Genomic DNA, 20,905 nt, shown 5'->3' on the forward strand with positions numbered 1-20,905 from the left:
GCAGCCCGGTGGCACGCATATGGTCGAGAACCAGCCGGAGTGGCGGGTCGATCTGGACGAGTACGAGGTGAACGCGCCGCTGCGCGAGGCGGTGGCCGCATTCGGCGGAAGCTGGGCCGACGCCGAGCTGCACGAGGCGGGCCGTCTCGTCGGGGAGCGCGCCTTCCAGCGCGACGCCCAGCTCGCGCACCAGCATCCGCCCGTCGCCCACACCTTCGACCGCTGGGGCTTCCGGCTGGACGAGGTCGAATACGACGAGTCCTACCACCGGATCATCGGCGCGGCGGTGGCCCACGGCACGCACACCTCGGCGTGGGCCGACCCGCGCCCGGGCGCGGCCGTCGCCCGGGCGGCCGCGTTCATGCTGTTCGCGCAGGTCGAGCCGGGGCACGCGTGCCCGATCTCGATGACGCACGCCGCCGTGGCATCCATCCGCGAATCGCCGTGGGTGGCGGACGAATGGATGCCGCGGCTGTACGCCCGCACCTACGACCGTCATCTGCTGCCGGCCCCGGACAAGCCCAGCGCCCTGGTGGGGATGGCGATGACCGAGAAGCAGGGCGGCTCCGACGTCCGTGCGAACCGGACCTCCGGCGTGCACACCAGCGGTCACAGCTACCAGCTCACCGGGCACAAATGGTTCTGCTCCGCGCCGATGTCCGACGCGTTCCTCGTCCTGGCGCAGACGCGAAGGGGCGCGCAGGAGGAGGGGCTGTCGTGCCTGTTCGTCCCGCGTGTCGCTGCCGCACGGCGAGCGCAACGTGTTCCGGATCGAGCGGCTGAAGGACAAGGTGGGCAACCGCTCGAACGCGTCGGCCGAGATCGAGTTCGACGGCACCGTGGGGATCCTGCTGGGCGAGCCGGGCCGCGGCGTTCGCACCATCATCGAGATGGTGCAGCGCACCCGGCTGGACTGCGTGCTGGGCACCGCGGCCGGAATGCGCCAGAGCGTCGCCGAGGCCGTCTGGCACGCCCGGCAGCGGCGGGCGTTCGGCCGACTCCTGGTGGAGCAGCCCGCGATGACCGCCGTGCTGGCCGACCTCGCCCTCGAGTCCGAGGCCGCCATGCTCGTCGGCCTCCGCCTCGCGCAGGCGTTCGAGGCGGACGCCACCGACACCGACCTCGCCTTCCGCCGCCTGGCGACCCCGGTGACGAAGTACTGGGTGTGCAAGCGGGGGCCGCAGCACGCCTACGAGGCGATGGAGTGCCTCGGCGGCAACGGCTACATCGAATCCTTCCCGCTCGGCCGCCGCTACCGGGAGCAGCCGGTGATGGCGATCTGGGAGGGTTCCGGCAACGTCATCGCATTGGATGTGCTGCGGGCGCTGTCGCGCGACCCCGACTCGGCGGCCGCGCTGCGCGACGAGCTCGAGGCCGCGAACGGCGCCCATCGGCTGCTGGACGCCCACACCCGGCGCACCCTGGCGCTGCTGCACGAGGTCGGCGGCGCCGACGTCGACGCGGCGCAGGCGCAGGCGCGGCGCCTGTCCGAGGCCCTGGCGCTGGCGCTTCAGGCCAGCGTGATGGCGCGGTTCGCGCCGACAGCCGATGCGGAGGCGTTCATCGGGGCCCGACTGGGAGAAGATCGGTCCTGGCAGTACGGCACGCTGCCGCGCGGGACGGATGCCGCGGCCATCGTCGCGCGGCACTGAGCCGGACCCGGGTCAGGGGTAGCGGCTGGGCTGCGCGCACATCACGAGGACGGCGATGCCGCCGAACGGGACCAGCGCGAGGAAGATGAATCCCCAGTGGAATCCGGCGTCGCGCAGGCGGCGGACGGTGACGGCGAGGTTGGGGACGATGACGGCGACGCCCCAGAGCACCAGGACGACCCAGATCAGGCCGAGGAACGCCGTCGGGCCCATGGGGTAGCGGCTGTACCCGGCGAACGCGGTGCCGATGCTGAGGACGATCACCAGCAGGTAGAAGGCGGCGACGATGATCGCGTTGAACAGCGTCCACCACCAGAACTCGGGGCGCGTCGCCCGGCCGTCGAAGGTGGCGTACTTGGCGAAGACCGTGCGCAAGCGCGCCGCCCATCCCGGTGACCAGGGGGCGGTCGTCGGCGTGTGAGCGCCAGACCCCGACGGGCGGGGGAGCGTAGCTGCCGTACGGTGTGCCGCCGGCCGGGTAATGCGCGGGTGCCACCGGAGCCACGGGCGTCGCCGGCGCTGCCGGGGGTGCGGCCACTGCCCGGGTCTCGGTCGACCACGCGGTCCCGTTCCACCAGCGCTCACCGCCGGAGCCGCTCGGGTCGGGGTACCAGCCTGCGGGCGGCTGCGGGGTGCTCGTGCTCACGGCGTCGTCTCCTCATTCGCGCGGGTGTCTTCACCGTATCGCGTCGGGGCGTCCTGCCCACAGCCGTGCGCGCGCCGGGCCGTCCTAAGCTGTCGGCGTGAGGCGTGCGCGAATCCCCCTGCTGTGCGGAACGACGATGCTGGCGCTGGCCGCGGCATCCGTTCCCGCGCACGCGGTGACGCCCGCGCCCACCGCGCCCGCGTCGGCTGCCGCCTCGGTCACTGTCCGGGCCGCGACCGCGGATGAGACCGACGCGGCCGCCTTCGACCGGGTGCAGGCCATGTCGCTGCGCGAGAAGGCCGCATCGGTGATCATGGGCCACATCCCGACCACCGATCCCGGCACGCTCACGGACTACATGTCCTCCACCCACGTCGGCGGGTTCATCCTGATGGGCGCCAACATCCCGGCGGACGAGCCGCGGCTGCGCGCGCTGACCTCCGCCCTGACGATCGACGCCGACATCCCGCCGCTGATCGCGGTCGATGAGGAGGGCGGCGACGTCACCCGGCTGCCCTGGGACCGCTTCCGGGCGGGCGAGGGACTGCAGGGCGCCTCTGACGCCGAGGTGGAGGCGGTGTTCGCCGGCCGCGGTGCGCTGGTGCAGCGCGCGGGGATCGGGGTGAACTTCGGCGTGATCGCGGACGTCACCGCCGACCGGCGCTCGTTCATCTTCGACCGGGTGCTGGGCACCTCGCCGAACGACGCCGCCGCCCATGCGGCCGCGGCCGTGCGCGGTGAGGGCGACCAGGCGCTGACCACCCTGAAGCACTTTCCCGGACACGGCGCCGTCGAGGGCAATTCGCACGTGATGATCCCGGCCACCGCGATCTCGAAGGCCGACTGGGAGAAGACGGACGCCGTGCCCTTCCGGTCCGGGATCGACGCCGGGGCGCCGCTGCTGATGTTCGGACACCTCGCCTACACCGCGGTGGACCGGGCACCGGCATCCCTGTCCGCGCGCTGGCACGAGATCGCACGCAGCGAGCTGGGGTTCGACGGGGTGGCGATCACGGACGATCTGGGGATGCCTGCAGGCCTCCGGGGTGGCGGCCTACCGCGACCCGGTGGCCAACGCCGTAGCCGCCATCGCGGCGGGCAACGACATGGTGCTCTCGGTGATGTTCACCACCCCCACGTCGGCGGACCGCATCACGGACGGCATCGTCGCGGCGGTGGGGGATGGCACGCTGCCGCCCGACCGGCTGGAGCAGGCCGCCGAGGGCGTCATGCGGCTGCGGCTTGCAGACCGCCGGGGACGGACGAGGCATGGTTCCCTGCCCGGACTGTGTGCCGGTCGACTGATCAGACGTGCATGATCAGGCGTACATGATCAGACGGCGATGCAGTCGAGCAGGCGGTGCCGGAGCGTGTTCGCGCGGTCGGCGAAGCCGCGCTGGCGGCGGACGTACTCGGCTTTGCCGTCGGCGGTCTCGATCGGCACCGGCTCTCCGACCCATTCGCGCAGCTCGTACGGCGAGGCCTGCATGTCCAGAGAGCGGATGTCGCGGGCGAGCTCGAAGGCATCCAGCAACAGGTCGCCGGGCGCCAGCGGCCCGAGCTTCACGGACCACTTGTACAGGTCCATGTTCGCGTGCAGGCAGCCCGGCTGCTCGCTGCCGGCCTGGCCGTCGCGCGAGAGCGGAACGGCATTGCGGGGTGCGGCATCCGGCGTGAAGAACCGGAACGCGTCGAAGTGGGTGCATTTCAGGTCGTGCGCCTCGACCACCGCGTCGGTCTCGCCCTGTCCGAGCCGCAGCGGAATCGGATGCCGGTGCTCGCGCTGCCGGTACACCATCGCCCACTCGTGCAGGCCGAGGCAGCCGAACCGCGCGGGGCGATCGACGGTGGCGCGCAGGATGCGGGTGATCGCGTCGATCAGCGGCGTCTTCTCCTGCCGGAACGAGGTCGCGTCCACGCATGCGCTGCCGGGGTTCGACCCGGCGGTGTACCAGCGCTTGTGTGCCCGCTCCTGTGCGTCCTCCAGTTCGACGCCGGCCCCGGGGTGCCACGTACGCAGCACCGCCGGCTTGTACGAGTAGTACGTGAACAGGAAGTCCTCGACGGGATGCTTCAGCCCCCGCGCCGCGCGTTCGCGGTGCCCGGCGGTGAGGGCGTCGGCGCGAGCGCGGTGCGCGGCTTCCCGGGCACGCCACTCGGTGCCGCGCAGCACCGTCGGAGGAGGGGCCAGGAGCGTCATCCCTCCAGGGTAGGCGTGCGCCGCCGACTTCCGCCGCACCGCTTGACAGGTGACTAATTGGTCACCTAACATTCAGAGATGGATGACGACGACCCGGTCTTCAAGGCTCTGGCCGACTCGACCCGCCGCCACCTGCTGGACCAGCTCTTCGAGCGCGATGGCCGTGCACTCGGCGAACTGGACACGGACGTGGAGATGACGCGCTTCGGTGTGATGAAGCACCTCAAGGTGCTTCAGGACGCCGGGCTGGTCACCTCCCGCAAGGTCGGACGGCAACGGCTTGCACTTTCTCAATCCGGTGCCCATCCGATTGATCCACGACCGGTGGATCAACAAGTACACCGAGCGGCGCGTCAGCGCCCTCACCGAACTCAAGAAGAAGTTGGAGGGCGAGCAATGACCATCACAGACATGCCCACAGGCACGACCACCCAGGTGTACCAGGTCTTGATCCGGGCCAGTGCCCAGCAGATCTGGGACGCCATCACCACGCCGGAGTTCACGAGCCGGTACTTCCACGGCGCTCTCGTCGAGACGACGGGTGAGACCGGCACCCCGTTCCGGTACTACGCTCCCGACGGCACCACGCTGTGGGGCGACGAGATCATCGAGGAGGCCGAGCCGCCGCACAAGCTGGTGGTGCCGTGGCGTTCGCTCTACGACGACGAGATGGCCGCCGAACCGCGCAAGCCGGGTCACCTGGACGATCGAGGAGCAGGGGAGCGGTGTGTGCCTGCTCACCGCCGTCCACGATCGGCTCGAGAACTCGCCGAAGACCGCCCGAAGCGTCGGCGGCATCGGCTGGCTGACCGTCATCGACGGGCTCAAGACGGTGCTCGAGACCGGAGAGCCGCTCTTCGCTCCGGACCCGGCGGCCTGACCCGGCACCGTCTCACTCGTCGTCGACCGGCTCGATCAGCTCGGGGCCGTTGTTGCGCACGTTGCCGACGGCCCTGCCGACGGTGTGATCGGCGAGCGTCTCTGCCACGTCGGGCGCCGCATCGATGGCGGCGTCGAGGATGTCGCCGACGTTCTCGGTCGTCGGATCGAGCCACGCATCGGCGAAATCGGGGTCGAGGAACAGCGGCATCCGATCGTGGATGGAGCCCAGACGTCCGATCGAGTCGCGGGTCAGGATCGTGAAGCTGAGCACCCAGCGAGCCGGGTCGTCGTCGGCGAGGGCCGGGTTCTTCCACCACTCGTACAGGCCCGCGAAGAACATCGGCCCGTCGTCGGCCGGGTGTACGTAATGCGGGGTCTTCGCGCCGTCGACGGTCTTCCACTCGTAGTAGCCGGATGCCGGGATCACGGCGCGGTGCTTGATGAGGGCGTTGCGGAACATCGGCTTGTCCTCGACCTCTTCGGCCCGGGCGTTGAACGCACGGGCGCCGATCGACAGGTCCTTGGCCCACGCGGGGACCAGCCCCCAGCGGGCGGATTCGAGCCGCCGCGTGGGCGGCTCGGTCTTGGCCGAGTCCAGGACGATCGCGGCGCTGTCGGTCGGGGCGATGTTGAAGCTCGGTGCCGGGAGCTGGTCGCCTTCGACGTCGACGCGCAGCACGCCCACCAGCTCGGATCCGACGTTTGCCACCACGAATCGTCCGCACATGGGCATCAGCCTACGTGCGGCCGGGGACACCGGGACGGGCGGCCGCCGACGTCTGACACGCCGGTGACCGCCTCACCCCTGAGCGGCGCTACTTTGCCGGGGGCATCAGCACCGAGTCGATCAGGTAGACGGTCGCGTTGGCGGTGTGCACACCACCGCAGATGACCTTGGCGCCGTTCACCATCATGTCGTCGCCGGTTCCGGTGACCGTCACATCCTGACCTTCGACGGTCTTGTGCGTTCCGTCGATACTCGAGGGAGGAAGCTGTCCGGGAACGACGTGGTACGTGAGGATCTTCGTCAGCGTGGCGTCGTCGTTCTTGAGGCTGTCGATGGTCGAGGCGGGGATCTTCGCGAATGCGTCGTCGACGGGTGCGAAGACCGTGAACTCGGAGCCGTCGAGCGTGTCGACGAGGTCGACCTTCGGGTTCAGCTTTCCGCTGACCGCCGCCACCAGGGTGGTCAGAAGCGGGTTGCTGGATGCCGCGACCGCCACCGGATCCTGCGACATGCCCTGGATCGACCCGGCGCCGTCCGGGACCTTCGATGCGTAACCGGCGCATCCCGGCCCGACAAGATCGGCAGCCGGATCCATAGCGGCCGGCTGCGACGCCGCCGGCTGAGATGCGGACGGCTGCGCCGCGGCCGGCGTGGTCGCCGCGTCGGTGCCGGAGCCCATCGCGCAGCCGCTGAGGGCCACGGCTTGCGCCGATGATCAGCGGAACGGCCAGGTACATCTTCTTGCGGAACATCTCGTCCTCCTCGAGTCCGTCCGAGAGCGTGTTGCTCCCGGCATCCACCACCTGTTCGCGGCGAATCGTCGAATGGATTGGAACCGCCTCGCGGCAAACCGTCAGCGGCTCGGCCCCGAAGAGGCTGTGGACGAAGGAGCGCAGATGGAACTCATCATCATCGGACTGCTCGGGGGCCTGATCACCGGGATCTCGCCGTGCATCCTGCCGGTGCTGCCGGTCATCTTCCTGACCGGCGGCGCTCAGTCCGCCAGGTTCGACGGGGCCGCGGCCCCGGCGCCACGCTCGCGACCGTACTTCGTCATTCTCGGTCTCGTCACAAGCTTCACCGCCGTCACGCTCGTGGGTTCGCTGCTGCTCGGACTGCTGCACCTGCCGCAGGACGTCATCAGATGGGTGGGGATCGCGGTGCTCGTGGTGATCGGTGTCGGGTTGATCGTGCCGCGCGTCGAGCAGCTCATCGAGCGACCGTTCCAGCGGATCGCGCGGCGCACTGAGGTCGCCAACACCGGTCGCGGGTACGGCGTCGGCCTTGCGCTGGGGGCAGTGTTCGTTCCGTGCGCCGGCCCGGTCCTCGCCGCGATCATCGTCGCCGGCTCCACCGGACGCATCGGCGGGGGCACCGTGCTGCTGACCGCTTGCTTCGCGGTCGGGGTCTCGGTGCCGCTGCTGGTGTTCGCCCTCGCCGGTCGAGGGCTCGTCGAGCGCATCCGTGCCTTCCGAACGCACGAGCGCGGGCTGCGTATCACCGCCGGCATCGCGATGATCGCGCTCGCCGCAGGCCTCGCGTTCAATCTCCCGCAGGCTCTGCAGCGGCTCGTGCCCGACTACACCGCCCAGCTCCAGCGCTCGCTGACCGACAACCCCGACGCGCAGCGTGCACTGCAAGCTCGGCGGGCTCGTCAACGACGAGAACAGGGAGCTGTCCAAGTGCACGGCGAACGCTGACGAGCTCGAGTCGTGCGGCACGGCGCCGCAGCTGAAGGGCATCACGGGATGGCTGAACACGCCCGGAGGCGCAAGCGGTCGACCTCGCCGACGAGCACGGAAAGGTCGTGCTCGTCGACTTCTGGGCTTACTCCTGCATCAACTGTCAGCGCAGCATCCCGCACGTCGTCGCGTGGGACAAGGCATATCGCGACCTGGGACTCGATGTCATCGGCGTGCACTCGCCCGAGTACGCGTTCGAGAAGGACGCCGGCAACGTCGCTGCCGGAGCGAAGGGATTCGGCATCAGCTATCCGGTCGCCCTCGACGACAACCTCGCGACGTGGACGAACTACCGCAACCGGTACTGGCCGGCCGACTACCTCGTCGACGCGACTGGCACCGTGCGGCACATCGGGTTCGGCGAAGGCGACTACGCGCAGACCGAGAAGATGATCCGGGCAGTTGCCTGAAGGATGCGAACCCCGACGTCGTCCTCCCCGCCCCGACCGATCTCGCCGACCTCACGCCGACGGCGGGTTCGACAACCCCCGAGACGTTCCTGGGATTCGCCAAGCAGCGCAACTTCGCCGGATCCGCGTACCCCGACGGGACGTCGAGCTTCACTCTGCCCGATGCGCAGCCCGCCGATTCGTTCGCCCTGGGCGGTGAGTGGTCGGTCTCGTCCCAGTTCGCGACGCCGTCCGCCGACGGCGCGCGGGTGCGGTTGCGCTTCCATGCGACCACCGTGCGCATGGTGCTCGCCGGAACCGGCACCGTGCGGGTGCGGCAGGGTGACGGCGCATGGCGCGACATCGATGTCTCCGGGGTGCCGCGATCGTACCCTGCCGTCACCGGCTCAGACGGGGCCGACGCCGTGCTCGACCTGCAGGTGGCGACCGGCGTCGAGGTCTACTCGTTCACCTTCGGGTAGTCGGTGCCGAATTCAGAGGAGGTCTGCGGCATGCTGGTCGATATGGTCATCGACGGAATCGACGTGCCCGAGGACGGCACCGATCCCGTCGACGTCGTCGGGAACCTCATCCATCGGACGGCCTTCGGCGACCGTGACGCCTTCGCGAAGCTGTACGACATGCTCTCGCCCCGCATGTTCGGCCTCATCCTGCGCGTTCTCATCGATCGCGCGCAGAGCGAAGAGGTACTGCAGGAGGTCTTCCTCGAGGTCTGGCAATCCGCGCATCGGTTCGCTCCGCACAAGGGCCAAGGCCGTTCCTGGCTGCTGACCATCGCGCACAGGCGGGCCATCGACCGCGTGCGCTCGTCGCAGGCGAGCAGCGACCGCGACGTGCGCGCGGGGTTCCGCGATCTCGCAACGGCACCCGCGGATGTCGCCGAGCAGGTCGAGCTGCGGATCGAAGCCGAGCGGGTGGCGGACGCGCTGCGCCGGCTGTCCGATTCCCAGCGCGAAGCGATCACGCTGGCGTATTACGGTGGCTACTCGCAGAGCGAGATCGCGGCCCTGACTGGATCTCCGCTCGGCACCGTGAAGACTCGGATGAGAGACGGGTTGACCCGACTGAGGGTCGAAATGGGGGTGGCACCGTGACCGAGGAAGAATTCGCACAGCTCTCGGCCGCCGCCGCGCTCGGCGCACTCGGGGGCGACGACCTGCGCGCCTATCGCGCCGCGCTCGCCGCGCACCCGGACTGGGTCGCGACGGTGGACGAGGACGCTCGGACTGCGGCGTCTCTCGCCGAGCTCGTGGACTCCGTGACGCCGCCGGCGGCGTTGCGCGGCCGGATCTTGGCCCTCATCGATGAGGCTCCGACCGAGGCATCCTCGGCCGGCGACACACCGACCAGTGGCTCCCCGTGGGCGACGGAGGGCGATTCCGGCGCGCGAGGCCGTGGCCCCCGACGGGCTCGTCATGCACGGCGCCGGTGGTTCGTCCTCGCGGCATCCCTCGTCCTGCTGGCCGGCATCGGGACCGGAGCGGTGATCGCGATACAGCAGGGAGCGGAGCCGACATCCGTCGTCGCGCTCGAACGCATCGAACACGCCCCCGACGCGCAGCAGGCGACGGCTGATGTGACTGGCGGCGGCACGGCCACCCTGCATTGGTCGTCGGGGGTCGGCCGGGCCGTGCTCGTCACCGGCGAGCTCCCGACGCTGGCCGAGAACCAGACGTTCGAGCTGTGGTACGTCCGCGGCACGGCGCCGGTGTCGGCAGGCACGTTCGAGGCCACCGGCAGCAGCACATCGACGCTTCTCGAGGCCGGCATGAAACCCGGGGACACTATCGCCGTGACCATCGAGCATGCCGGCGGCTCACCGACCGGGAAGCCCACGACGCCACCGATTCTCATTATCCCGACCACCTGAGCGGCCAGTATCGGCCCCTCGATCCGTCGACCGCGACATGGGTCGACGGCGACCGGGACTCGGTCGACGCCCGCTCAGGCGGAGTCGGGACGGTCCTCGCGGATGATGCCGGCGTCTTCCAGCCGATCGAGCAGGGCGGCGCCGTCCTCGCCGGTGACCCAGGGGACGTCCGAGGCGGAGTGGTCGTTGACCGTGGTCCGCCCGCCGGCCAGCATCGCTTCGGTCGAGGACAGCCGCCGGATGGCGATCGCCGCCACGTTCTGCGGATGGGTGCCGGTGAAGGTCGTGTAGATCGCGTCGTCGTGCTGACCGTCATCGCCGACCAGCAGCCAGGCCACGTCGGGGAACTCGTCGGCCAGGCGTACCAGGTTCGACTCCTTGTGCGCGGTGCCGCTGCGGAACCAGCGATCGTGCGTCGGCCCCCAATCGGTGAGCGAGCGCACCCGGCGGGAACAGGTGCCGGCTGAGGAACCGCAGGAGCGTCGGCCCCACGTTCCAGGCGCCGGTGGACAGGTACACGACGGGGGCGCCGGGGTTCTCGCGCACCAGGCGCTCGAGCAGCACCGACATGCCCGGGACGGGCTGACGGGCGTGCTCGTCCACGACGAAGGAGTTCCACGCCGCCACCAGCGGCCGCGGCAGCGCCGTGACCATCACGGTGTCGTCGACGTCGCAGACGACGCCGAAGCGCACGCCGGCGCCGATCACGAACACCCGGGTGTCGACCGCCTCGCCGTCCTCGACAGACATCGAGACGGTGTGCCAGCCGGGGGACAGGGTCGCCGGCAGCACGGTGTCGACGACGCCGCCGCGGTCGGCGACCACCTCATGGTCGACCCCCTCGATCTGCACGCGGACCTGCGCGAACCCGATCGGCACCGACGCGAAGCTGCGCCATCCGCGGACGCTGCCGTACTCGCCGGTCGCACGCTGCCGCACGGGCGGCGTGATCAGCACGCGGCCGAGCACCCGCACCCAGCCCTCGCCGCCGTATCCCGGAAGGGCCGAAACCGTCGGGGTCAGTCCGCGCCGTCGCGCGCGACGCTCGCGCCAGGCGTGCAGACGGTATTCCATCCGCGCCAGCCACAGCACATCGGCGCGCCGCGCCGCGGCAGTGTTATCCGGCATCCGACTCAGTCTCCCACGTCCGCCGACATCGTGTCGGGCGGGCGGGGAGTTCGACCTCCTCTGCCTCGGCCAGATGCCGGCGTTCGATGCGCTCGAGCACCTTCTTGGCCACCAGCATGAGCAGCAGGAACGCGAGGAGGACGCCGACGAACACATAGCCGGCGAAGTGCAAGCTGATCGGCCAGGTCGCGGTACGTGCTGGCGGTGACACCGGCGACCGCGACATACACGCCGGCCCAGACCAGGCATGCCGGCGTGGTCCAGGCGAGGAAGCGGCGGTAGCGGAAGCCGCTCATCCCCACCGTCAACGGGACGACCGAGTGCAGCACCGGCAGGAAGCGCGAGACGAACACGGCGATGCCGCCGCGCCGGTTCAGATAGCGCTCGGCGCGCTGCCAGTGCGCCTCGCCCACCCATCGGCCGACACGGGAGTGCCGGATGCGCGGACCGAGGATCCGCCCGAGCCAGAACCCGATGCTCTCGCCGATGAGCGAGCCGACCAGGACCGCCGCCACCAGCAGCACGCCCTCCCACGGCGTGACCACCGCGGTCGCGGCGATGATCACGATCGTGTCGCCGGGCACGAACAGGCCGACCAGGGCGCTGGTCTCCAGCATCATGGCGAGACCGGCGAGGATGACCCGCAGCACCGGGTCGACACTCTGCACGGCATCGAGCAGTCCGGTGAGCAGGTCGTTCACCAGCACGAGCATAGGCGGGCCGGGACCTTCTAGCCTGGGAAGGTGCTTCGGACCTTCACTCTGCAGCGGGCGCCGTGGCGCGATCCCGCCGAGACGTTCCTCGCGCTGGCGGCGCGCCACCCGCATGTGTTCTGGCTGGATGCCGGTGTCGCCGCCGATGCGGGGTGGAGCTGGGTGGGCTGGGGCGAGCCCGAGGATGCCGCCGCCGTCCGGGCGGCGCGGGCGGTGCGAGCCGGCGAGACAGAGGGATCGCCCTTCCGGGGCGGATGGGTCGGCTGGGTCGGGTACGAGCCGGGCGCGGCCGCCGCCGGGGCACCCGCAGCGGATGAGGATCCCGCGGTTCCCGCGGAGCTGTGGCTGGCCGTGCGGGGACTGGTCGCCTTCGACCATGCCACCGGTCGGATGAGCATCGGCGGAGACATCGACCCCGGGGCATCCGCCCCTCCGGCCCCGTCGCTCACCGCCCCGCCGCGTCGCGCGCGCGCCCGCCACACGCCGCACGAGTACACCGCGCTCATCGAGCGCTGCCGGGACGCGATCCGCGCCGGGTCGGCCTACCAGCTGTGCCTGACCACCCGGTTCGAGGTGGAGGACGAGATCGATCCGGTCGCGGCCTACCTCGCCCTGCGGGCCGCCGCCGCGGCCCCCTACGGCGGCATCATCCGCAGCGGCGACGCCGCCCTGCTCAGTGCGAGCCCGGAGCGCTTCCTGCAGGTCACCGGCGACACGCTGCGCACCCGCCCGATCAAGGGCACCCGCAGGCGGGGCGAGGATGCCGCGGCCGACGCCGCGCTGGCGGCCGAACTTGCCGCCGACCCGAAGGAGCGCGCCGAGAATGTCATGATCGTGGATCTGATGCGCAACGACCTCGCCCGGGTGTGCCGGCCGATGACCGTCAGCGTGGAGCGTCTGCTCGAGGTGGAGTCATACCCCACCGTGCACCAGCTGGTGAGCACGGTCGCCGGGCGGCTGCCCGACGCGGCGACGGTCGGCGATGTGCTGGAGGCGGCCTTCCCCGCCGGCAGCATGACCGGTGCCCCGAAGCTGTCGGCGATGACGATCCTGCACGAGCTCGAGCGGGCCCCTCGCGGGGTCTATTCCGGCTGCTTCGGCTGGATCGGCGCGGACGGCGGACTCGACCTGGCGATGGTGATCCGATCCATCGTGGTCCGGCCCGGCGGCGCGTATGTCGGAGCCGGGGGTGGCATCACCTGGCGGTCGGTGGCCGCCGCCGAGGTCGCCGAGGTCGGCCTGAAGGCGCGGGCACCGCTGGCGGCGCTGGGCGCCGACGTGCCCGAGGGCTGGTGAAAACCGCCGGTCGGGTACCCTGAAAGGTGCGCGTTTGCGCGTCCTCCCGAATTCCCGATTGGCTCCCTTCGTGTCACAGACCACCTCTCCTGAGACCGCTGCCGCGTCCGACGGCGGCTACGACCCGCACGCCATCCAGACGAAGTGGCAGCGGCTCTGGTCTCAGCGCGATCCGTTCCGCGCCGGCGGGGACGACGACACGCGGCCGCGCAAGTACGTGCTGGCGATGTTCCCCTACCCGTCGGGCGACCTGCACATGGGGCATGCGGAGATCATCTGTACTCCGACATCGTCGCCCGCTACTGGCGGCACCGCGGGTACAACGTGCTCAACCCGATCGGCTGGGACTCGTTCGGCCTGCCCGCCGAGAACGCCGCCATCCTGCGCGGCGCCGACCCGCGTCAGTGGACCTACGCGAACATCGAGCAGCAGAAGGCCGGATTCCACCAGTACGGCGTCTCATTCGACTGGAGCCGCGAGCTGCACACCTCCGACCCGGAGTACTACCGGTGGAACCAGTGGCTGTTCCAGCGGCTGTACGAGCGGGGGCTGGCGTACCGCAAGTCGAGCGCGGTCAACTGGTGCCCGAACGACCAGACGGTGCTCGCCAACGAGCAGGTGGTGGAAGGGCACTGCGAGCGCTGTGGGGCGGAGGTCGTGAAGAAGAAGCTCACCCAGTGGTACTTCCGCATCACCGACTACGCCGATCGTCTGCTGGACGACCTGGACACGCTCGAGGGGCACTGGCCGCAGAAGGTGCTGCAGATGCAGCGCAACTGGATCGGGCGCTCGACGGGTGCCGACATCCACTTCGAGATCGAGGGGCGCGCCGAGAAGGTCAGCGTGTTCTCCACCCGCCCCGACACGCTGTACGGCGCCACGTTCTTCGTGGTCGCCCCGGACTCGGACCTGGCCGCCGAACTCGCCGCCGAGGCGCCGACCGAGGTGCGTATGCGCTTCCAGGCATATCTCGAGCGGGTGCAGAAGCAGACCGACATCCAGCGGCAGAGCACCGACCGTGAGAAGACCGGGGTGTTCCTGGAGCGCTACGCCGTCAACCCGGTGAACGGGCAGCGCCTGCCGATCTGGGCGGCCGACTACGTGCTGGCCGACTACGGCCACGGTGCGGTGATGGCCGTGCCCGCACACGATCAGCGCGACCTGGACTTCGCGCGCGCGTTCGACCTGCCGGTGAAGGTGGTCGTGGACACATCCACCGGCGCCGAGGGCGAGCCGTCCCTGCAGGAGCGCGATCCCGCCGTCACCGGCGTGGCGCTGGCGGGCGAGGGGCGGATGATCAATTCCGGTCCGCTGGACGGCCTGGGCAAGCAGGATGCCATCGCCGGCATGATCGCGCAAGCTCGAGGCGACCGAGGGCGGCCACGCCGCCACCACGTTCCGGTTGCGCGACTGGCTGATCTCGCGGCAGCGCTTCTGGGGCACGCCGATCCCGATGGTGCACACCGATGACGGACAGATCGTGCCGGTGCCCGCCGACCAGCTGCCGGTGCTGCTGCCGGACGTGGCCGGACTCGACCTGAAGCCCAAGGGCACCTCGCCCCTGGGCGCGGCGACCGAGTGGGTCACCACGACCGACCCCGCCACCGGGGCGCCGGCGCGTCGCGATCCTGACACGATGGACACCTTCGTGGACAGCTCGTGGTACTTCCTGCGCTTCCTGGCCCCGCAATCGGCGACCGAGGCGTTCCCGCCCGCACAGGCGGCCCGCTGGGCGCCGGTCGACTTCTACATCGGCGGCGTCGAGCACGCGATCCTGCATCTGCTGTATGCCCGCTTCATCACCAAGGTGCTGCACGACATGGGGCTGGTGGACTTCGACGAGCCGTTCTCGAGCCTGATCAACCAGGGCATGGTCATCCTCGACGGCGCCAAGATGTCCAAGAGCAAGGGCAACCTCGTGCTGTTCCAGGAGGAGCTGGACGCGCACGGCGCCGACGCGCTGCGCGTCGGCCTCGCGTTCGCCGGACCGGTCGAGGACGACAAGGACTGGTCCGATGTGTCCACCACCGGGGCGACGAAGTTCCTCGCCCGTGCGCTGCGGGTCGCCCACGACGTCACCTCAGCGGTGGGGGCGGATGCCGCGACCGGCGATGCGGCGCTCCGGCGTGTGACCCACCATCTGCTCGCGGACGCGCCGGGCCTCGTGGAGCACACGAAGTTCAACGTCGTGGTCGCCCGGCTGATGGAGCTGGTCAACGCCACCCGCAAGACCATCGACACCGGCGCGGGCGGTGCCGACGCGGCCGTCCGTGAGGCCGCCGAGACGATCGCGCAGGTGCTCGACCTGATCTCGCCGCACACCGCCGAGGAGATGTGGGCGGTGCTCGGACACGAGCCGTTCGTCGGGCTGGCCGTGTGGCCCGCCGCCGATCCGGCCCTGCTGGTGGAGCAGACGGTGACGGCGATCGTGCAGATCGACGGCAAGGTGCGGGCGACGATCGAGGTGCCCGCCGGCATCGACGCGGACGCCCTGGAGGCACTGGGGCGGGCCGATGAGCGGGTGCAGCGGTCGCTGGCCGGCCGGGACGTCGTCCGGGCGGTCGTGCGGGCGCCGAAGGTCGTCAGCCTGACCACGAAGTAGCGGTTCCTCCCCAGCCGGGCGAGGCGGGCGCGTTGTCCACCGATGTGCCGGACGGTCTCCGGCGCCGGCGGTGCGCGGCCTAGCGTGGTGCGGTGTCGCCCTCCGAGACCGAACAGCGGCTGCCGGCCCGACGTCGTCTCGGGCTCGGGGCGGTCGTGGTGGTCGCCCTCGCCGCCCTCGCGGTGACGGTGGGCATCGGCATCCTGCGCGGGCAGGGCGCGCCGGCCGATGTGGTGGCGGTCACGAGCACTCCCGTCGCAACGCCGAACGCGGCCGAGCTGTACGTGCACGTCTCGGGCGCGGTCCGCGAGCCGGGCTTGTACGTCGTGCCCGCCGGTTCGCGACTCGTCGACGCGGTCGCCGCAGCCGGCGGGTTCGCGAAGGACGCCGCCCGCGATGCGGTGAACCTGGCGCGGACGGTCTCGGACGGCGAGCAGATCGCCGTTCCCCGGAAGGGCGAGGAGACGGCGCCCGCCGCCGGCCCGGGCGGCGGCACGGGCCCGGGTGGTGGCAAGGTGAACCTGAACACCGCCGACGAGGCGGCGCTGGACACGCTGCCGCGGATCGGCCCCGCGATCGCGCAGCGGATCATCCAGTGGCGCGAGGACAACGGCCGATTCACCAGCGTGGAGGACCTCCTGGCCGTGCCCGGCATCGGCGAGAAGATGCTGGCGTCGCTGCGCGACCTGGTCACGGTGTGACGTGCGGGCGCGCGGACTGCGTCTGGTGCCGGTCGCAGCGGCGGTCTGGATCGTGGCAGGCCGTGGCCGTGCTCGCCCCGGCCGCCGCCGGGTTCGTCGCCGCCGGACTCTGGCTGGGCGCGGTCGGCCTCGCGGCGATGGTCTGGCGTGCCCGGCGCGGGCGGATCGTCTGGGTGATCGCCGCGGTGAGCGTGGCCGTGGCGGCGGCCGCGGCATCCCACTCCGCCCTGGCGCAAGCCGGCGCGTGAGGCCGCGGTGACGCTGGCCGTGGACGGCGGCCGGGCGATCGAGGTGCACGCGACGGTGGTGGGCAAGGCCGAGCGCACTGCGGGCGGGGACATCGCGTTCGATGCCCGCGCCCATCGGATCGACATCGGCCCGACCCGGCACGCCGTGGATGTGCCGGTCGTGATCCGCGGCGACGCCCGGCCGGATGTCGGGGCCGAGGTGGTGGCCTCCGGCACGGCGGTGCGCGCGGATGCGGGCCGCCGGGCGGTGCTGGTCGTGCGCGCCTCGCGCGCGCTGCGCACCGTCGCGCCGCCGCACGGCGCGGTCGCCGTCGCCGCCGATCTGGGACACGCGCTGGCGCGCGCGACCGACGGTCTGCCGGAGCCGGCCGCCGGCTTGATCCCGGGCCTGGCGGTGGGCGACACCGGTGGAGTCAGCGCCGAGCTCGACGCGGCGATGAAGGCGGGCTCCCTGTCACACCTGACCGCAGTCTCGGGGGCGAACTGCGCGATCGTGGTCGGACTCGCGTTCGGGGCGGCGGCGCTGTGCGGGGCGCGCCGGTGGGTGCGGGTGCTCGCCGGCATGCTCGCCCTGGCCGGCTTCGTGCTCCTGGTCACGCCCGAGCCGAGTGTGGTGCGGGCCGCCGCGATGGCCGCGATCGCGATGCTCGGCGTCCTGCTGGGACGTGCCGGCGCCGGCATGGCGCTGCTGAGCTCGGCGGTGGCGGCGTCGCTGGTGGGCGACCCGTGGCTGTCCGGATCGATCGGCTTCGCACTGTCGGTCGTGGCCACGGGCAGGCGCTGCTGCTACTGGCCGGACCGCTCGCCCACGGACTCGCGCGGTACCTGCCGCGGGCGCTGGCTCTCGGGCTCGCGGTGCCGCTGGCCGCGCAGCTGGCCTGCGGCCCGCTGCTGATCCTGATCAACCCGGCTGTGCCGCTCTACGGGGTCGTGGCGAATCTGCTGGCCGCGCCCGCGGCCCCGGTCGCGACCGTGCTCGGCCTGGCCGCATGTGTCGCCGCGCCGATCCCGGTGCTCGCCGCCGGCCTGGCCACGCTGACCTGGCTGCCGGCGGCGTGGATCAGCGCGACGGCGCTCACCGCGGCCGATCTTCCGGTGGCGGCGGTGCCCTGGCCCGAGGGGCTGATGGGCGCGGCATCCCTGACCGCCGTGAGCGCGGCGGTGCTCGTGCTGGCCCTCCCGCCGCGGCCCGGGCGCCGGGCGCGAATCGTGCGCCGGATCGCGGCGGCGGGCCTGGCGACGGTGCTGGGCGTGGGCATGGGGACGACGGCTCTGCGCACCGTCGCCGGGCCGTTGACGCTGCCCGGCGACTGGAGCATCGCCGCGTGCGACGTGGGCCAGGGCGACGGCCTGCTGGTGCGGTCGGCAGGGGCGGTCGCGCTCATCGACACCGGACCAGATCCCGAGCCGCTGCGGGCGTGTCTGGACCGATTCGCGATCCGCCGCATCGACCTGCTCGTGCTCACCCACTACGACATGGATCACATCGGGGGAGTGGCCGCCGTGGTCGGCCGCGTGGGGCGTGCGCTGCATGGCCCGCCCGGCAGCGCCGGGGACCGGCGCACGCTCGACACACTGGATGCGGGCGGGGCCGAGATGATCGATGCGTCTGCGGGGATGAGCGGACGCCTGGGCGCCGCCACCTGGACCGTGCTGTGGCCGCGTGCGGGTGACCGGGCGTTCCCGTCGGGCAACGAGGCCAGCGTGACGCTCGACATCCGCGGAGGCGGCGTGCCGGCGGCGGTGTTCCTCGGCGATCTGGATGCCGTCGCCCAGCGGGCACTGCTGGCCGGCGGCGCCCTCCGCCCGCCCTACGCCGTGGTGAAGGTCGCCCACCACGGGAGCGCCGACCAGTCCGCCGAGCTGTACCGCGCACTGGGGGCGGCGGTGGCGCTCATCTCCGTGGGCGCGGACAACGACTACGGTCATCCGCGGGCATCCACGCTGGCGTTCCTGCGGGCCGACGGGTGCCTGATCGCACGCACCGATCAGGACGGCGTCGTGACCGTGACATCCGTCGACGGCGGGGTGCGGGTGTGGCGCGAACGCGCCCCTCCCGCGGCGGCCGGTGTCTGGGCGGGCAGAGTCGGGACTGCTGGCTAGGCTGGGGGCATGCCCGCACGCCGCCCCTCTGCACGGTCCTCGACGTTGCGCACGGCCATCCCGCAGCTGGACTGGCGGACGCCGCAAGCCCGCGCCGATCGTGCTGGTGTCCGGCCCCGAGGATGTGTGTGCGGAACGAGCCATCGGAGCCGTGCGGGACTATCTGAGGGCCGAGGATCCGAGCCTGGAGGTCTCCGACATCCGCGCCGACGACTACGAGGCGGGCACGCTGCTGGCGCTGAGCTCGCCTTCGCTGTTCGGTGAGCCGCGCCTGATCCGGGTGACCGGCGTCGAGAAGGCGAGTGACGCGTTCCTGACCGAGGCGCTGGGCTACCTCGAGCATCCGCAGGACGGCGCGACCGTGGTGCTGCGGCACGCCGGCGCCACGGTGCGCGGCAAGAAGCTGCTGGACGCGATCCGCGCCGGCTCCGGCGGGGGCGTCGAAGTCCCGTGCCCGGCGGTCAAGCGCGACGGCGACAAGCACGACTTCGCCGCAGGCGAGTTCCGTGCCGCACGCAAGAACATCGCCCCGACCGCGCTGCGCGCGCTGGTCTCCGCGTTCTCGGACGACCTGACCGAGCTGGCCGCCGCCTGCCAGCAGCTGATCGCGGACGTTCCCGGGGATGTCACGGCCGAGGTGGTGCAGCGCTACTACGGCGGTCGGGTGGAGACCTCGGCGTTCACGGTGGCCGACACCGCCATCGCCGGCCGCTACGGCGACGCGCTTCTCGCGCTGCGCCATGCGCTCGCGTCCGGCGCGGATCCGGTCCCGCTGGTGGCCGCGGTGGCGATGAAGCTGCGCACGATGGCACGGGTGGCGGGCAAGCGCGGTTCGTCTGCGGCGATCGCCGCCGAGGCGGGGATGAAGGACTGGCAGGTCGATCGGGCCCGTCGCGATCTGGCCGGCTGGAACGAGCAGAGCCTGGGCCGTGCCATCCAGGCCACCGCACGGGCGGATGCCGAGGTCAAAGGCGCCTCACGCGATCCGGTGTTCGCGCTCGAGCGGATGATCACGGTCATCGCCACCCGGGCGCCGTTCGGCGGCTGAGTCCCCCGAACAAGCTGAGTCCCCCGAACAACGAGAAAGCCCGCCCCGCGTGTGCGGGACGGGCTTTCGTCGGAAAGGCTTGCGCCTCAGAGCGCGGCGACCTGCTTGGCGATCGACGACTTGCGGTTCGCGGCCTGGTTGCTGTGGATGACACCCTTGCTCACAGCCTTGTCGAGCTTGCGGCCGGCGCGGCTCAGAGCCTTCTCAGCGGCGGCCTTGTCGCCGGCGGCGATGGCCTCGCGGGTGCGGCGGACCTCGGTCCGCAGCTCGCTCTTGACGGCCTTGTTGCGCTCGCGGGCCTTCTCGTTGGTCTTGTTGCGCTTGATCTGCGACTTGATGTTTGCCACGTGTGGACGTTCTTTCGTTCAGGGTGATCGGATGAGTGCCGCGGCGCACGAGAGGGGCGCCCCGCGGCGTGTGCGGGAAAAACCCACACGCAAGCCAATGGTCGAGTCTATCAGGAATCACGCGTCGCCCTCGACGTCCCCGCGAGCCCCGGCGCTGCTGGCGCTGCCGGCGCTCGCGCCAGCGCACCCCAGGTTGCGCTGCCGTTTTCCGCTTGCGCGGGTTCCTCTTTCGGGCGCGGATGTCGGGAACGGCAGCGCGACCGCGGGCGCGGCGGCGCACCCAGGTTGCGCTCGTGTTGTCCGCTCGCGCGGGTGTTCTTTTCGGGCGCGGATGTCGGAAACGGCAGCGCGACCGCGAGCCGAGCGAGCGCGCCCGCAGCGGGGAGGCCGCGGACTGGCGCCCAGGGGCGCGCGTGCACGATGATCGATACACCCCGACACCCGGCCCCCACTCGCACGACGACGTCCGAGGAGCATCCATGACGCCTTCCCCTTCCTCCGCACGGCCGAAGGTCGGTCGGGGCTGGTCGCTGCTGTTCACGCTGGCGTGGCTGGCGATCTGGACCGTGCAGCTGACTCCGGTCCAGCTT

General features: G+C 71.5%; 18 protein-coding genes and 7 pseudogenes. 17 read left to right on the top strand and 8 right to left on the bottom strand.

Annotated features, from left to right (window positions below; all coding sequences use genetic code 11):
• Nucleotides 1–19: 19 nt before the first annotated feature.
• Both L2X98_RS18840 and L2X98_RS18845 read left to right on the top strand, forming a co-directional pair.
• Nucleotides 20–706, top strand: a pseudogene (locus L2X98_RS18840) (acyl-CoA dehydrogenase family protein); the annotation flags it as partial.
• 28 nt (nt 707–734) lie between these two features.
• A complete protein-coding gene (locus L2X98_RS18845; protein WP_259611883.1) occupies nt 735–1,652 on the top strand; it encodes an acyl-CoA dehydrogenase family protein in 918 nt (305 codons plus the stop codon).
• A 12-nt stretch (nt 1,653–1,664) separates the two neighbouring features.
• Here the strand turns inward: L2X98_RS18845 and L2X98_RS18850 are convergent, their stop codons facing one another.
• Both L2X98_RS18850 and L2X98_RS21950 read right to left on the bottom strand, forming a co-directional pair.
• Nucleotides 1,665–2,027: a DUF805 domain-containing protein gene (locus L2X98_RS18850; protein ID WP_259611884.1), complete on the bottom strand. Its 363-nt coding sequence runs from the start codon at nt 2,025–2,027 to the stop codon at nt 1,665–1,667.
• Between the two features lie 154 nt (nt 2,028–2,181).
• Nucleotides 2,182–2,298: pseudogene (locus tag L2X98_RS21950) on the bottom strand (DUF2510 domain-containing protein); the annotation flags it as partial.
• A gap of 136 nt (nt 2,299–2,434) precedes the next feature.
• On the opposite strand from L2X98_RS21950, the gene L2X98_RS18855 reads away from it, so the two are divergent.
• Nucleotides 2,435–3,631 carry a glycoside hydrolase family 3 N-terminal domain-containing protein gene (locus L2X98_RS18855; protein WP_259611885.1) on the top strand — a complete coding sequence of 399 codons (1,197 nt, stop codon included), beginning with the start codon at nt 2,435–2,437 and terminating at the stop codon, nt 3,629–3,631.
• Here the strand turns inward: L2X98_RS18855 and L2X98_RS18860 are convergent, their stop codons facing one another.
• Complete coding sequence (locus tag L2X98_RS18860; RefSeq protein ID WP_259611886.1) at nt 3,632–4,498, bottom strand: 3-methyladenine DNA glycosylase; 867 nt, start codon at nt 4,496–4,498, stop codon at nt 3,632–3,634.
• A gap of 78 nt (nt 4,499–4,576) precedes the next feature.
• On the opposite strand from L2X98_RS18860, the pseudogene L2X98_RS18865 reads away from it, so the two are divergent.
• Together L2X98_RS18865 and L2X98_RS18870 are read left to right on the top strand one after the other, a co-directional pair.
• Nucleotides 4,577–5,095, top strand: a pseudogene (locus L2X98_RS18865) (ArsR/SmtB family transcription factor); the annotation flags it as partial.
• Between the two features lie 130 nt (nt 5,096–5,225).
• A complete protein-coding gene (locus L2X98_RS18870; protein ID WP_259613430.1) occupies nt 5,226–5,378 on the top strand; it encodes an SRPBCC family protein in 153 nt (50 codons plus the stop codon).
• A 12-nt stretch (nt 5,379–5,390) separates the two neighbouring features.
• Here L2X98_RS18870 and L2X98_RS18875 read toward each other — a convergent pair whose 3' ends face one another.
• Complete coding sequence (locus tag L2X98_RS18875; protein WP_259611887.1) at nt 5,391–6,107, bottom strand: SOS response-associated peptidase; 717 nt, start codon at nt 6,105–6,107, stop codon at nt 5,391–5,393.
• 88 nt (nt 6,108–6,195) lie between these two features.
• Nucleotides 6,196–6,807: a fasciclin domain-containing protein gene (locus L2X98_RS18880; protein ID WP_259611888.1), complete on the bottom strand. Its 612-nt coding sequence runs from the start codon at nt 6,805–6,807 to the stop codon at nt 6,196–6,198.
• A gap of 196 nt (nt 6,808–7,003) precedes the next feature.
• On the opposite strand from L2X98_RS18880, the gene L2X98_RS18885 reads away from it, so the two are divergent.
• The 5 genes from L2X98_RS18885 to L2X98_RS18905 all read left to right on the top strand — a co-directional run bounded on the left by L2X98_RS18885 (nt 7,004) and on the right by L2X98_RS18905 (nt 10,129).
• Complete coding sequence (locus L2X98_RS18885; protein WP_259611889.1) at nt 7,004–7,807, top strand: cytochrome c biogenesis CcdA family protein; 804 nt, start codon at nt 7,004–7,006, stop codon at nt 7,805–7,807.
• Nucleotides 7,808–7,914: 107 nt separating this feature from the next.
• Nucleotides 7,915–8,259, top strand: a complete 345-nt coding sequence (locus L2X98_RS18890; RefSeq protein WP_259611890.1) for a redoxin domain-containing protein — start codon at nt 7,915–7,917, stop codon at nt 8,257–8,259.
• Nucleotides 8,260–8,348: 89 nt separating this feature from the next.
• Complete coding sequence (locus tag L2X98_RS18895; protein ID WP_259613390.1) at nt 8,349–8,720, top strand: hypothetical protein; 372 nt, start codon at nt 8,349–8,351, stop codon at nt 8,718–8,720.
• A 30-nt stretch (nt 8,721–8,750) separates the two neighbouring features.
• Entirely contained in the window at nt 8,751–9,353 is a 603-nt protein-coding gene (gene sigK, locus L2X98_RS18900; protein WP_259611891.1) for an ECF RNA polymerase sigma factor SigK, read from the top strand.
• Nucleotides 9,350–10,129, top strand: coding sequence for an anti-sigma factor (locus L2X98_RS18905; RefSeq protein ID WP_259611892.1), 780 nt, complete (start codon nt 9,350–9,352; stop codon nt 10,127–10,129). Before sigK ends, L2X98_RS18905 begins: the two co-directional genes overlap by 4 nt.
• A 74-nt stretch (nt 10,130–10,203) precedes the next feature.
• Here L2X98_RS18905 and L2X98_RS18910 read toward each other — a convergent pair.
• Nucleotides 10,204–11,257 (bottom strand): annotated as a pseudogene (locus tag L2X98_RS18910) (App1 family protein phosphatidate phosphatase).
• Nucleotides 11,247–11,958, bottom strand: a pseudogene (locus L2X98_RS18915) (DedA family protein). Before L2X98_RS18915 ends, L2X98_RS18910 begins: the two co-directional pseudogenes overlap by 11 nt.
• 42 nt (nt 11,959–12,000) lie before the next feature.
• Between L2X98_RS18915 and pabB the strand changes: the two are divergent.
• The 7 genes and pseudogenes from pabB (at nt 12,001) to holA (ending at nt 19,968) form a co-directional block, all read left to right on the top strand.
• Nucleotides 12,001–13,266, top strand: a complete 1,266-nt coding sequence (pabB, locus tag L2X98_RS18920) for an aminodeoxychorismate synthase component I (RefSeq protein ID WP_259611893.1) — start codon at nt 12,001–12,003, stop codon at nt 13,264–13,266.
• 70 nt (nt 13,267–13,336) lie between these two features.
• Nucleotides 13,337–15,868: pseudogene (gene leuS, locus L2X98_RS18925) on the top strand (leucine--tRNA ligase).
• Between the two features lie 92 nt (nt 15,869–15,960).
• The gene (locus tag L2X98_RS18930; protein ID WP_259611894.1) at nt 15,961–16,569 is read left to right on the top strand and encodes a helix-hairpin-helix domain-containing protein; all 609 of its coding nucleotides are present in this window, start codon (nt 15,961–15,963) and stop codon (nt 16,567–16,569) included.
• Between the two features lie 62 nt (nt 16,570–16,631).
• The gene (locus L2X98_RS18935; RefSeq protein WP_259611895.1) at nt 16,632–16,817 is read left to right on the top strand and encodes a hypothetical protein; all 186 of its coding nucleotides are present in this window, start codon (nt 16,632–16,634) and stop codon (nt 16,815–16,817) included.
• 7 nt (nt 16,818–16,824) lie between these two features.
• A complete protein-coding gene (locus L2X98_RS18940) occupies nt 16,825–17,712 on the top strand; it encodes a ComEC/Rec2 family competence protein (protein WP_259611896.1) in 888 nt (295 codons plus the stop codon).
• Nucleotides 17,655–18,920 (top strand): ComEC/Rec2 family competence protein, encoded by a 1,266-nt coding sequence (locus tag L2X98_RS18945; RefSeq protein WP_259613391.1) that lies wholly within the window; start codon nt 17,655–17,657, stop codon nt 18,918–18,920. Before L2X98_RS18940 ends, L2X98_RS18945 begins: the two co-directional genes overlap by 58 nt.
• Before the next feature lie 9 nt (nt 18,921–18,929).
• Nucleotides 18,930–19,968, top strand: a pseudogene (gene holA / locus L2X98_RS18950) (DNA polymerase III subunit delta).
• Between the two features lie 86 nt (nt 19,969–20,054).
• On the opposite strand, the gene rpsT reads toward holA, so the two are convergent.
• Nucleotides 20,055–20,315, bottom strand: a complete 261-nt coding sequence (gene rpsT, locus L2X98_RS18955; RefSeq protein WP_259611897.1) for a 30S ribosomal protein S20 — start codon at nt 20,313–20,315, stop codon at nt 20,055–20,057.
• Nucleotides 20,316–20,905 lie beyond the last annotated feature (590 nt).

Origin of the sequence: Microbacterium elymi, assembly GCF_021582895.2 — a bacterium.
Classification (GTDB): Bacteria; Actinomycetota; Actinomycetes; order Actinomycetales; family Microbacteriaceae; genus Microbacterium; species Microbacterium humicola.